General features: G+C 33.2%; 9 protein-coding genes. 3 read left to right on the top strand and 6 right to left on the bottom strand.

Annotation, left to right across the window (positions count from 1 at the left end; genetic code table 11):
- Positions 1-131 precede the first annotated feature (131 nt).
- Both B0A65_RS08210 and B0A65_RS08205 read right to left on the bottom strand, forming a co-directional pair.
- Complete coding sequence (locus tag B0A65_RS08210) at positions 132-1,436, bottom strand: O-acetylhomoserine aminocarboxypropyltransferase/cysteine synthase family protein (RefSeq protein ID WP_074660430.1); 1,305 nt, start codon at positions 1,434-1,436, stop codon at positions 132-134.
- Positions 1,437-1,490: 54 nt separating this feature from the next.
- A complete protein-coding gene (locus B0A65_RS08205; protein ID WP_074660429.1) occupies positions 1,491-1,679 on the bottom strand; it encodes a hypothetical protein in 189 nt (62 codons plus the stop codon).
- Positions 1,680-2,500: 821 nt separating this feature from the next.
- Between B0A65_RS08205 and metK the strand changes: the two genes are divergently transcribed.
- On the top strand, positions 2,501-3,751 hold the full coding sequence (metK, locus tag B0A65_RS08200; RefSeq protein WP_074660428.1) for a methionine adenosyltransferase: 1,251 nt from the start codon (positions 2,501-2,503) through the stop codon (positions 3,749-3,751).
- Between the two features lie 275 nt (positions 3,752-4,026).
- Here the strand turns inward: metK and B0A65_RS08195 are convergent, their stop codons facing one another.
- From B0A65_RS08195 to B0A65_RS08180, 4 genes are all read right to left on the bottom strand, one after another.
- Positions 4,027-5,493, bottom strand: a complete 1,467-nt coding sequence (locus tag B0A65_RS08195) for a M28 family peptidase (RefSeq protein ID WP_074660427.1) — start codon at positions 5,491-5,493, stop codon at positions 4,027-4,029.
- 158 nt (positions 5,494-5,651) lie between these two features.
- Complete coding sequence (locus B0A65_RS08190; RefSeq protein WP_074660426.1) at positions 5,652-7,889, bottom strand: hypothetical protein; 2,238 nt, start codon at positions 7,887-7,889, stop codon at positions 5,652-5,654.
- Positions 7,890-7,979: 90 nt separating this feature from the next.
- Entirely contained in the window at positions 7,980-10,667 is a 2,688-nt protein-coding gene (locus B0A65_RS08185) for a carboxypeptidase-like regulatory domain-containing protein (protein WP_074660425.1), read from the bottom strand.
- Positions 10,668-10,696: 29 nt separating this feature from the next.
- On the bottom strand, positions 10,697-11,611 hold the full coding sequence (locus B0A65_RS08180; RefSeq protein ID WP_074660586.1) for a GLPGLI family protein: 915 nt from the start codon (positions 11,609-11,611) through the stop codon (positions 10,697-10,699).
- Between the two features lie 233 nt (positions 11,612-11,844).
- Here B0A65_RS08180 and B0A65_RS08175 point away from each other — a divergent pair, with 233 nt between their 5' ends.
- Entirely contained in the window at positions 11,845-12,660 is an 816-nt protein-coding gene (locus B0A65_RS08175; RefSeq protein WP_074660424.1) for a hypothetical protein, read from the top strand.
- Positions 12,660-13,274: a deoxynucleoside kinase gene (locus tag B0A65_RS08170; protein ID WP_072970398.1), complete on the top strand. Its 615-nt coding sequence runs from the start codon at positions 12,660-12,662 to the stop codon at positions 13,272-13,274. Before B0A65_RS08175 ends, B0A65_RS08170 begins: the two co-directional genes overlap by 1 nt.
- The last annotated feature ends 50 nt before the right edge of the window (positions 13,275-13,324 follow it).

The following is a 13,324-nucleotide window of genomic DNA, read 5'->3' as shown; positions in this document are numbered from 1 at the left end:
GTGCGTCTCTACTAAATATGACTTATATCGTTCAAAAAATTTATGCTAAGTTTTTTATCATAAAAAATCACCTCTAGCAACACCACATTGCTAAAGGCAATTTTTCAAACAAAAAACAAAAAAACCTAATTCTAATTTTTATTAATACTGTATTGCGATTGCGTCACGCTGGCAAAAACAGTTTGTAAATCCGCGATCAGATCTTCGATATCTTCAATTCCCACAGAAAGTCGGACCAAATCTTTTGAAACTCCTGTTTCCAATTGCTCCTCATCAGATAATTGCTGATGCGTTGTACTTGCCGGATGAATAATTAATGATTTTGTATCGCCTATGTTTGCTAGTAAAGAGAATAATTTCGTTTCATCAACTACTTTTTTAGCCGCATCAAAACCACCTTTTAATCCAAAAGTGATAATTCCGCTTTGACCTTCAGGTAAGTATTCCTGTGCCAGATTATAATATTTATTCGATTTTAAGCCAGGATAATTCACCCAAACGACCTCATCTTGTTGCTCTAACCATTGGGCCAAAGCCAAAGCATTTTCGCTGTGTTTTTTAATTCGGATTGGCAATGTTTCTAATCCCTGAATGATTTGAAAAGCATTAAACGGGCTCAAAGCCGAACCAAAATCGCGTAATCCTTCAATTCTTGCTTTTGCAATAAAAGCTGCATTTCCTAAAGCTTCGTGGAATATTAAACCATGATATCCTGCAGAAGGCTCTGTAAATTCAGGAAATTTCCCGTTTGACCAGTCAAAAGTTCCGGCATCGATAATGGCACCTCCTAGTGAAGTTCCGTTTCCGGCAATATATTTAGTTAAGGAATGAATAACGATGTTGGCTCCGTGCTCAATTGGTTTTAGCAAATAAGAAGTGGCAACCGTATTATCAACAATAAAAGGTACTTTGAAGTTTTTAGCTTCCTTCGAAATTGCTTTCAAATCCAATACATCCAATTTTGGATTCCCCAATGACTCCACGAAGAAAGCTCTCGTATTTTCTTTTGCCGCCTTAGTGAAATTTTCTGGTTTTGAAGGATCTACAAATGTTGTTGTAATTCCTAAACGAGGCAAAGTCACTTTCAATAAATTATATGTTCCTCCATATAAACTATTTGACGCTACAATATGATCGCCTGCTTTTAGCAAAGTCAAAAAAGTAGTAGCAATTGCCGATGCTCCTGATGCCGTAACAACAGCCGCAATTCCGCCCTCAAGCGCTGCAAGCCGTTGTTCTAAAACATCATTTGTTGGATTATTTAATCTCGTATAGATAAACCCAGCTTCAGCAAGACCAAATAGATTGGCTGCGTGATCTGCACTATTAAAAACATACGATGATGTCTGATAAATTGGCACTGCTCTGGTGCTTCCGTTTTTAGTTACGTCGTGTCCTGCGTGTAATGCGTTTGTTGCAAATTTTTGTGTACTCATGATTTCTTAATTTTTAAATATTGTTAATATGATATATTGTAATTTGATATTGTTTTAAACGTATAAATCTTCTTCTTCAAGATTATACATATGAAATAATAAAGATTTTTGACCTTTTATATAATGTTCCGGATTATACTTTAGGGTTTCACTTGTTGGTTCTGCAGATTTATTATTATTTTTTTGAGATTCTGTTCTCAATAAGTACTGAAATGCGATTGTATTTATATCTAATGTATTCATGATTTTAAATTTTAAAGTGTTGAAAATAAAAAAAGCCCTTTCGGATGGCGACCAAAAGGGCTTATAGTTTAACTATAACAAAGATTGTATCTTTTACTTTTGGCAACAGCAAGGTTGGATGCACATTTGCATCACACTACAACACATCATATTTGTTCTTGCTATTGTTTTCATTTTTATTTTATTTAAAATTAATTCCTTTTTTTAAACTCGACTAATTCGATAGAGTAAATGTAATAAGTATTTATTGAACCACCAAATTAAATATTGATATTTAACATTAAAATTTTATTACCCCAACAATATCAAGTAATTAGATGTAATAAAAATTTTGGTTTTCATTTTACTTTCGAACAAAAAAAAACCTCTGCCATTACGCAGAGGTCTATATATTAAGTTTGAAAATAAACTACAATAGTGTCTCTGCGGAAGGCTCCGGCATCATACAAGACATATTGCAAACTGTTAATTTCATTTTTTCTTTTATTTTGATGATGCAAATGTGAGAACTATTTTTTACTCGGCCAAACAAATTACAAAATAATTTCCATTACCCTATCAGATTAGTATGTTTATGTTAAATTTCTGCTTATAAAAATAAAAAAAGTTGAACTTTAATTTGCAAATCAAAATGGTTTTGTACTTTTGCACCCGAATACAGAGGAAAAATTTGAACTGATTGCAACCTCTTCATAATGAAACGGTTCGTTATGAATGCTGAAAGATAAATTTCGGCAGTAAAAAATGCTAAAGCAGACTTTCTCCTTTAGCCCTTTTTAAGCAATTTTTTTCCTCACTTAATTTTAATTTAATAAATTATTATGGCTTATTTATTTACGTCAGAATCTGTTAGTGAAGGGCATCCAGACAAAGTTGCAGATCAAATTTCGGATGCATTAATTGATAACTTCTTGGCATTTGATGCTGACTCAAAAGTAGCATGTGAAACTTTAGTTACAACTGGTCAGGTAATTTTGGCTGGTGAAGTAAAATCGAATACCTATCTTGATGTTCAGCAAATTGCACGCGAGGTAATCCGTAAAATTGGATATACAAAAAGCGAGTACATGTTTGAAGCAAATTCTTGTGGAATTTTATCAGCAATTCACGAACAATCTGCTGATATTAATCAAGGTGTAGACAGAGCTAAGCCAGAAGAGCAAGGTGCGGGTGATCAGGGAATGATGTTTGGTTACGCAACTAACGAAACTGAAAACTTCATGCCATTGGCACTTGATTTATCTCATAAATTATTACAAGAGTTAGCCATCTTAAGACGTGAAAACAAAGAAATCACTTATTTACGTCCTGATGCTAAATCGCAAGTAACTTTAGAATATAGCGACGATAACAAACCAACTCGTATTGATGCGATTGTAATCTCGACGCAACACGATGATTTTGATGAAGAAGCTACAATGTTGGCTAAAATCAAAAAAGATATTATCGAAATTTTGATTCCAAGAATCATTGCTAAAAATCCGGCTCACGCGCATTTATTTAATGATAAAATCAACTACCATATTAACCCAACAGGAAAATTCGTTATTGGAGGACCTCACGGAGATACTGGTTTAACAGGAAGAAAAATCATTGTTGATACTTACGGTGGAAAAGGAGCTCACGGTGGTGGTGCTTTCTCTGGAAAAGATCCAAGTAAAGTAGACAGAAGTGCTGCTTATGCTACACGTCATATCGCTAAAAACTTAGTTGCTGCAGGTGTTGCTGACGAAATCTTAGTACAGGTTTCATATGCAATTGGAGTTGCTGAACCAATGGGTATTTTTATTGATACTTACGGAACCTCTAAAGTAAACTTAACAAACGGTGAAATCGCTAAAAAAGTAGAAGCTATTTTTGATATGCGCCCTTACTTTATCGAGCAACGTTTGAAATTAAGAAATCCTATTTATAGCGAAACTGCTGCTTACGGACATATGGGACGTACACCAGAAGTAGTAACTAAAACTTTTTCTGCTCCTGGAGGACATGTAAAAACAGTTACTGTTGAATTGTTTACCTGGGAAAAACTTGATTTTGTTGACAAAGTAAAATCTGAATTTGGATTGTAATTCAATCTGACATTTATATACAAAAAGAGGCTGTCTATTTATTTAGACAGCCTCTTTTATTTTTAGTGGATTTTGAACTCTGTGTGTTTATTTGAACGCGGATGAAACGGATTTACTTCGTAAAGACGCGGATGAAAACGGATTTTATTTTATATTCTGCTTAAAATAGAATATAAAGAAAGGAAAAAATCCGTTTTTATCCGCGTTTTCGCAAAGCGAATCTGTTTCATCCGCGTCTTATTTTCAATACAAATAAAACAAATCTATAAAATTCGTTATCGCTCTAATTGTACATTCGGCAATGTTTTAGGTCGACCTGCATCATTAGATAAAATCCAACCTGTACGGTATATCCACTCAGTCATTTTATGCAATTTCACGAAATCAATATTCTCAGATTCATCCATTGGCGTATGGTACTGACTGTGTAAAACACTGGTATAAAAAACAGATGGAATTCCTCTCTTCGCATAAGGCAAATGATCTGAACGGAAGTAAAAATATTCCGGATGTTCTGGTCTGTCCCAAAGTTTATCTAAATCAAATTTTGGCCCTTCGTCATTTGCTTTTTTTGCAATAGCAACCAAATCAGAAGAATTTTCGTGAGGAGAACTTGAACCTAATAAAGCAGCCTGATTTACATTATTTCTTCCTATCATGTCACCGTTTAAAACTGCAATGATGTCTTTTTCAGGAACTGTAGGATGCGCTGCATACCATCTTGATCCTAGCAAACCACGCTCTTCAGAACCATGAAATACAAACAAAGCGGTTCTTTTTCCGGGTTGTTTCTTATAAGCTCTTGCAATAGCCAACATCGCAACGCAGGTACTTGCATTATCATCGGCGCCATTATAGATCGAATCTTTACCATATTTTTGACGAACTCCATCATGATCCTGATGTCCACTGAAAAGCACATATTCATTTTTTAGTTTTGGATCCATTCCTGCAATCGTTCCAACCACATTTACTGATGGATATTTATAAGTTTCAGAAACTACTTCTGCTGATAAAACATCTTTAGTATTTTTAAGATATTCTAATTGATCACCATGTACCCAGAAAACCGGCATTGTAGCTCCAATCTTATCTCGGAAACCTTCAATTCCGTAAATTCCTCTTGTCATCTGTGGTTCAACCTGCGACCAACTTTCTTCTGCTAATGCATCAGCCACCATAATAAGTGCTGCAGCCCCTTTTTTAACTACAAGATCATAGTATTTGTTTCTCACCAAACCTGGATAACGTCTGTCGAAAAGCGAAATATCATCAGCAATTCCTTCTTTTGAAGCTAACAATACAACTACTTTTCCTTTAACGTCCGTTTTTTCAATTTCTTCTTTTGTCGCCGCACCCAAATATACTAAAGAACCTTCTACCTTAATATTTGTGGTTTCTGCTACCAAAACTTCTTTCCAAAGTTTATATTCCTTTTGTCCAATTTTGAATTTTGTATTGGGAGTTACCTGATGTCTGTACAAATCAAAAAACTGAAAATAAGTTCCGTCATCTCCAGCCGGAGCCATTCCCGCTTCTTTTGCTTTATTAGCCAGCCACATCGATACTTTTAACTCATCTAAAGTTCCTGCCTCACGACCGTTAAAATGGTCCCCTGCCATCTGGTACATATCAGTTTTAAGATCCTTATCCGTTATTGCCGAAACTAAAGGTTTTTTGATTGTTTGTGAAAAAGCAAGTCCTCCACAAAAAAGCAAACCTAAGATCATTTTGTTTTTCATACGTTTAAATTTAGTATTCCAAACTTACTAATTTATCAACAAAAAAATGCCTTTTAAATCTGAAAGATATCCCAAAGCAAGTACTTCTTCCTATAATAAAACAAAAACCCGACAGATCAAAAATATGTCGGGTTTTTGTTTTATTTACTACAAGAAATCTAATACGTTCCGTCTTGCATCTTAGTTAAAGTCTCTCGGATTTCAACAGCAGTTTCTGCTTCTACCTCAGCGTTTAAATATTTCACTGCTAATCTTTGAGTTTCAACGGCTTTTTGTTTTTGTCCGTCCTTATAATACAGTTGCGCTAAAGTATCTAAATAATAAGGATTGTTTTTGGTTACTGCCAAACTATATTCAGACCAACCGATTGCAGATTTTAAAAAGTCGGCATTACCAGGTTTTAAAACTACTGTCCATGCAGCGGAATTGCATAAGTTTGAATGGTATTCTTTAAAAGCATTCCAACCGTTGTACGAGTAATCAGAAATTGGGTCTAAAGTCGCATACATTTCATCTAATCGCTCAATTGCACTTCCTTTATCAGTTGCTAAATTGGCATTAAAATAACTGCTAAACTCTTTTAAATAACTTGTATTCGAACCGTCCTTATCCTCTACTTCGCTCAAATACGCAAAATAATTGCGGTAGCATTCAAAGTTTCCTTTTCCTGAACCAATTATTTTTTTATAAACTGATATTGTCTTGTCTTTATTTGCTTCCCCGGAAACGCCATCAGCTTCTATATAAGTATTTTGCTGTAATGCCGAAGTAATCTCAGCAACCACATTACCAACTAAATGTTTTTCTCCTTCTTTTTCATTAAAAACTACTCTTTCAGTTTCAATAGCGTCAGCGTGTTTTATCAAATAATCAATAGCTAAAAAATCAGTATCTGTCAGCACTTTATCTTCATTAAAAAACTGCTTGTAAAACCCTTGATTTTTAATTTCTTTTAAAATTGTTTCTACCAAATACATATTTGGTTTTGTATCTTTTTGATGCGCTTCAATTAACTTCTTCCAGGTTTGAGAAACTGTTTTTTTATCCAGCGTCACTTTTACAAGTTTAAAATCCTCAGGATTTTCCTCACTTGTTTCAGTATAATCATAATCGTAAGGCATTTCGAGAACGGCTGCTTTATTAAAAGCCATGATCAAATCTGCATCCGTCGCCTTTTTATTTTTAACTGCTTTATCAAAAGAGAGTAAAATATTTACTCGCTGCGCTTTTTTATAAAATCCGTCATAATAATTAAACTGAGCTTGTTTTTCAGCCAACTTAGATTTTGAAGTTGCTAAAATTTCTCCGTTTTCATTTAACACAATTAGGCCTGGATTATCTGTTATTTTATTGGTTTTCAGCCATTTTTTATCTTGTTCGGAAGCCAAATAATAATTAAAAAGATCATATTCAGCATGATACCCATCATACATAGTATATCCTAGCTGCGCTTCCTGTTCTTTTATAAAAGTATCAAAATCAGCTTTTGCAGATGGATTTTTACTATCAACATATACAACCAAGAGTTTATTTTTAGTTGATGCAACAGCGTTTTTCAAATTATTTTCAATTCTCAACTTAAAATCACTTTTAGGAGGAGCGGGCGGAGCATAAGCATCTACAGCAACGGCAGCACTATCAACCACTTCACCTTTCGAACCAAAATCATCACTTATCAATGGTTGTTTTCCAGGATACGTCCAGTTTGAAATAGTCTGACTTTCCAGTGGAATAACTTTAGAAGCTGAAGCTTGAGGCGTATCTTTTTCATTTAAAAAAACCAACGGATTCTTTCCTTTTTGCTCGGAAATTTTCAATTCATTTGTTTTTTTATCAAAGAATCCGGCAATATTTAAATCATCTAAAGCAGCCAGCTGATAATTAACTACTACTTCAGAAACATCTTTTGGCAAAGCAAATTTTGTCAATTTACTTTCGCCATTATAATCTTCATAAACCAAATACAAATAATCTGCTTTGTCTACCTCAAATTCTAAATTCGTCTGAGTCCATTCCGGATCAACTTTCGTTCTGATATCAGTAATTTTTTGATACTGAACAGGATTATTTGAATTTTGTGTTCCTACATAGAACGAATAATAAGAAGGGTCTAAAAATTTAATTTTAATCTTCTTTGCTTTTTTATCAGTTGTAAAAGCAACATCAAAAGTATTTTCTGATTTTATCTTTTGCGAAAATAAAAGTGAATCGCCTTTAATTTCATAATCTCCTGAATAAAAAACCAATTCATATTTATTATTGTCTAATAAATTTAATTTGATTTTTTGCCCCTTATTTGTTGAAAGATAGGTTGCTTTTTCTATATTTTTTACTTGAGAAAAAGAAGAAAGTATTACACAAAAAAACACTGAGAAACTCCAGATAAAAGTACGCATGCTTAAAATTTTGGTTATTAATATCGCGCGCAAAGATATCGTATTCCTCATTAAACAAATCACAAAACAGAATATTTTGTAATTAAAATACTATAAATTATATTTCATCGAAAAGATGATATAACGTGGCTGAACTGTGTATTGTGAAACTCGTGTAGAGAATTGAGAGAAACTGTCTTCGTTAAGATATTTCGTATTTAAAAGATTGGTAGCAGCAACTTTATATTCCCATTTACTATCTTTCTTCTGATAAATTAAACTGGCACTTAAAAAATCATATTCGTTATCAACTGTTTTATCCGAATTATAATAATGATAAAATTCATATTCTGAAACAAATGAAAAGCTGTTCCAGAAATAATAATCCAGTCTTGCAAAAGGTTTATCTGTATAATACGTCGAACCACTATATTGATTGATTAAAGCATTGTAACCCACTTCCAGATTTGGAAAGTTTTTGTAGTTTGTCGCTGCTTTTAAAGTATAACTTTGAGTAAAACTTTCTGTGGTTGCCAAAACATTATTCTGAATGTTATTGAATTTCGACCAGTTTAAACTTGCAACTGCCGAGGCTTTGTAATTCTTTAAAAAAGAACGCCCGTAACTTCCCATTCCTGAAAAAGTTTCATCGGCTAAATTCGAATTATAAGGAACTGAAGATTGATTAATTCCATCAAAATCAGCTTTGGTTTTAATGGCGTCTACCTTTTTTGTATAGGTAGCATTTGCAAAGATGTTCTCAAAATTGAACATATTATACTTAAAGTAACGTAAAGAATGTACTTGCGAAGTTGCATTTTCCAATAACCGATTTCCTCTGAATAAACTGCTGTAATCAGATAAAACATAACCTGCAGCCAACTGATTTATATCTGTAAAATCATTTGATAAAGAAAAATTATAAGTCAGTGTTTCTGATTTTTTGATTTGATATAAGGCGAAAAAATCAGGCAACACTTTTGTGAAATTTTGAGAATAATCCGTTCCCAGCTGCGTATTCGTCATCGAATAAGAATGCAAACTAACTCCAGGTGTCAAAGTAAATTTTCCGGTTAAAATTTTATAATGAAAACCTAAAAAAGTATCATTAAAATTATAATTTACCTGATTGTTATTTTGAGGATCATTTAAATCATTTTTATCACCGTTGTCCAACATTTGAAAAATATGAGAATTGAAATCCTGATAGGAATACGTATTCCCTAAAGTAATGTTGATATTACTTTTTGGCGTTACCATATAATAGTAATCCAGTTTTGCATCCAATTTATTGGTTTTAACAAAACGATCCTGATTCAAATCATTTCGCTGCTGCCCTGCAATATATCCCGACAAATCAAACGGCTGTGAACGCAGATTGGCATTGTAAAACGGATTTTCATCCTGATATAAATGTTGCATTTCAAAAGCAAAAATATTCTTATTGCTTTGCGTATAATACAAACTCAGATTTTGATTTACCGATGTCGGGTTCTGCTTTTTATTTGTTAAAATGGTTTCAACTGCAGAAATATCATTTACGACAGATTCACGCAACAAATCGGTATCTTCATCTTGCTTGGACAATTTGGTTAAGATGTCATAATCAAACTGAAATTTATCGTTTGGTTTATAGGTCGAACTCAATTTAAAAAGACCCAAATTATTCTTTTGGTGTGTTAGTTCATCTCGTTTCTGTTGATCTCCGGAATCTAAAATGGTAGTTTGAGATTTGGTTTCTAAGTCTGTTTTTGATGCAGAAAGTATTCCGAAACCACTAATATTCCAAGCTTTTGTAGCCGAATAAGCAAAGTTTGTTGCACCAAATTTTGTTTCAATTTCCTTAGCGCGATTGTTTCTTAAAATTGAAATTCCTAAATCATTTGACGAAACGTTGAAATTGCTCCCACCCTTTTTCATCATATTTTTAAATCCGCCCGTGAACTTAAAATAATCCTGAGCCGTCAGGGGCAATTCTCCAATATTGTTAAAATTGGTAATTAAATTGATGGAGTATTTTGGACTGTAGTAAAACAATTTCGGATTAATAATATATCGACTATCCAGTTCTGCAACTCCAATTCCGGCCGTTACATCGCCAAACCAAAAGTTCTTTTTACCTTCTTTCAACTTGATATTCATAGCGACGTTATCCTGATCGTTTTCTAAACCTTTTAAAGCACCAACTTCATTATAATTTCGCAAAACCTGAATTTTATCAATGGCATCTGCAGGAATATTTTTAACACCAAGTTTGGTATCACCATCAAAGAAATCCTTTCCTTCCACCATTAATTTACTGACTTTTTTTCCTTCAACTTCAATCTCTCCATCGGCATTTACCTCAACTCCGGGTAATTTTTTCAGTACATCTTCCAGCTTTTTTTCTGTTCCCGATTTAAAAGAATCGGCATTATAAACAATCGTATCGCCTTTTATAGAAACTGGCATTTCGCGAACAATTTCGACACCTTCAAGTTCAATGCCTGAACCATCCATAACAATATTCTGAACTATATTTTCCGTATTTGTTGAAAGACTAATTTCTTTAGATTTCATCCCGAGATAACTTACTTTAACCGTATATGCCGTATTTGGTTTTAAAGTAAGCTGAAACTTTCCCTTATCATTGGTGATTCCATACGAATCCATTGCTTTTGTTCCATTGTTCACGGCCATAATATTGGCCATTTCCAACGGATTTTTCTGTTCATCCTGAATAAAACCATCAAAACGTACCGTTTGGGCAAAGTTTATCGACGTCATTAATAAAATAACAAAGAGAAGTGTATTTTTCATTGGAAAAATCTAAAGGTGATGTAGTTAAATTAACGTCTGATTATTACCGGTCCACCACCGGGACCACCTTCGCGACCACGGTTCATTTCTCTAAATTCTTCCATCTTTTTAATTACGGTTTCATCGTAATCTTTTTGAGAAATTACCTTGCCTTTTGTAGGTGCTTTTATTTCGACTTTGTCTTTAGCATTCAAAACAATTTTCGAACATAAAATTGTGGTTCTTCCATCGTTCACTTCTAAAATTAAACCTGGTAAACCCCAATAGTTTTCTGGACCTTGGTTGACCGGAATTTCCGGAGAATACCACGCCGTTATGATAATCTCTTTTGGTATTTCAAAATTGTCTGCAAAATTGGTTTTCGTATCGCCTGAAGTTTTCTTAGCATCTTCTTTTTTCTCTTCAGGCTTTTTGTCGTTATCATTTTTAGGCCTGAAATTCCTAAAATCGGTTTTACTGGCTTCTTTTACAGCCGTTGCTTTATAACAAGTGTAACCTCCAATTTGCTTGGTTTCCGATTCAAGTTTCCAGTTTAATTTTGGAAGAGAATCTATAACCAGAAACTCTTTTCCCATAAATTCTTTATCAACCGTATACGATTTACTTTTCACATCTTTGTAAAAAGTACCTCCGCCTCCCATAAAAGAGTTCATCATCATCCGCATCCCTCCACCTTGTTGTCCCGGAGTTTCTAATTTTTCTTCTTCTTTATAAATAGATGCTGATTTATCGAAATTTAAAATAAAGGTTTTCTCTAACATTTTTTTCATACGCTCCTCCATGTTTTTCTGCATTTCGGGCGTAATATCTCTATTGGCACGCATCCCATCCATTTTAGGCGCCTGCGTTTTTGACTCATAAACAGCCATTCCCTGAAAGTCTTTTTGCCCATGCATGTGAGTAAATACGAGCATTAGAGACATATATATAACTATTTTTTTCATTGCATTTTCTTTTAAATTGAGTAAATCAATAGAACTTACTTTCAAATGTATTATTAATTTTAAAATACTAAAAATTAAATAGATCAATACCAATTACACATCGACGAAATCAACTGTTAACCAGACTGTTGCTGTTTTAAAAAATTTAAAAAACAAAATCAGCCTAAATATGTGATTTACACTGTTTCATACTGTAGTTTTTTGTAATTTGGCTCTCCTGAAACCTACTTCATATGAACAAAACAGTGCACAAAATTTTAGTTTTACTTTTTATCGCCTGTTCGTTCTCAGCCGTTTCAGCACAAAATCAAAAAATAGAGGCTTCTTTAATTTCAACTTTTACTGTTGCTATTGATGATTTTTTAGGTTATGATTCCTTTGGATTTTCTTATCATATTAAAAATAATGTTTTTAAAAAAATCAAAGGAAATGAAGTTTTTGAGTACAAAAATGTTTCGTTGGGAAATATTACCAAAGTCGATATTCTCAACCCTCTTAAAATAGTTTTATTTTATGAAGATTTTAATACTGTTGTTTTATTAGACAATCAATTAAATAAAATGACCGAAATTAATTTCTCTCAAAACACCACCCCTATTGTGGTGTCCGCAATTGGCATGTCGACCCAAAATCAATTGTGGATTTTCAACACCCTAAACCAACAAATTGGCCTTTTTGATTATCTGAAAAATGAATATAAAACAGTATCAACACCTCTGACAGAAACTATAAAATATTATCAAACGGACTTTAATACCTTTTTCTGGATTGATAAAAAAAACAATTGGTTCTCTTGTGATATTTTCGGAAAAACAACGGCTTTAGGAAAAGTTTCTGACTTTGATAAAATTGAAATTTTAAACGATCATCAATATATTTTCAGCAAAGCTAATTTGTTGTATTTTAAAGACATTAGCAGCGTAAATTCAGACAGCGTTTCTGAAATTGAAATTTTACAAAAAAGCTTTGATAAATTCTGCTACAAAGACCAAATTTTATCTATTTTTACAACTAAAGAAATCACCAATTATAAAATCGTAACACCGTAATGCACATAGCAATAGCAGGAAACATAGGCGCTGGAAAAACAACTTTGACTAAATTATTGGCCAAACATTTTAAATGGGAACCCCATTATGAAGATGTTGTTGACAATCCTTATTTAGATGATTTTTACCACCAAATGGAACGTTGGTCATTTAATTTGCAAATTTATTTCTTAAATAGCAGATTTCGTCAGGTGCAGCAAATTCGAGAAAGTGGAAAAAAAATCATTCAGGACAGAACGATTTACGAAGATGCTTATATTTTTGCTCCCAACTTATATTCAATGGGATTAATGACCAGTCGTGATTTCGAAAATTATACTTCCTTATTTGAATTGATGGAATCATTAGTAAAAGCTCCTGATTTATTGATTTATTTGAGAAGTTCTATTCCGAATTTGGTGGGTCAGATTCACAAGAGGGGACGTGAGTACGAAAACTCCATTTCGATAGATTACCTAAGCAGACTGAACGAAAGATATGAAGCATGGATTCAGACTTATAACAAAGGAAAATTATTGATTATAGATGTTGACAACATTAACTTCGTAGATAATCCTGAAGATTTAGGAAACATTATTAATAGAATTGATGCTGAATTGAACGGGTTGTTTTAAAAAACACGAATTATACCTATTTACACTAATATAAAAAATGCCTCTAAAAA

The sequence above is a fragment of the Flavobacterium frigidimaris genome (assembly GCF_002217275.1).
In the GTDB taxonomy this organism is placed as follows: Bacteria; Bacteroidota; Bacteroidia; order Flavobacteriales; family Flavobacteriaceae; genus Flavobacterium; species Flavobacterium aquidurense.
The sequence above is the reverse complement of the archived record's forward strand: the minus strand, read 5'-3'. Positions and strand labels throughout refer to the sequence as shown.

Bases quoted from the DNA above. Each gene is read 5' to 3' on its own strand.
- B0A65_RS08210 (WP_074660430.1), bottom strand. From the start codon at position 1,436: ATGAGTACACAAAAATTTGCAACAAACGCATTACACGCAGGACACGAC.
- B0A65_RS08205 (WP_074660429.1), bottom strand. From the start codon at position 1,679: ATGAATACATTAGATATAAATACAATCGCATTTCAGTACTTATTGAGA.
- metK (WP_074660428.1), top strand. From the start codon at position 2,501: ATGGCTTATTTATTTACGTCAGAATCTGTTAGTGAAGGGCATCCAGAC.
- B0A65_RS08195 (WP_074660427.1), bottom strand. From the start codon at position 5,493: ATGAAAAACAAAATGATCTTAGGTTTGCTTTTTTGTGGAGGACTTGCT.
- B0A65_RS08190 (WP_074660426.1), bottom strand. From the start codon at position 7,889: ATGCGTACTTTTATCTGGAGTTTCTCAGTGTTTTTTTGTGTAATACTT.
- B0A65_RS08185 (WP_074660425.1), bottom strand. From the start codon at position 10,667: ATGAAAAATACACTTCTCTTTGTTATTTTATTAATGACGTCGATAAAC.
- B0A65_RS08180 (WP_074660586.1), bottom strand. From the start codon at position 11,611: ATGAAAAAAATAGTTATATATATGTCTCTAATGCTCGTATTTACTCAC.
- B0A65_RS08175 (WP_074660424.1), top strand. From the start codon at position 11,845: ATGAACAAAACAGTGCACAAAATTTTAGTTTTACTTTTTATCGCCTGT.
- B0A65_RS08170 (WP_072970398.1), top strand. From the start codon at position 12,660: ATGCACATAGCAATAGCAGGAAACATAGGCGCTGGAAAAACAACTTTG.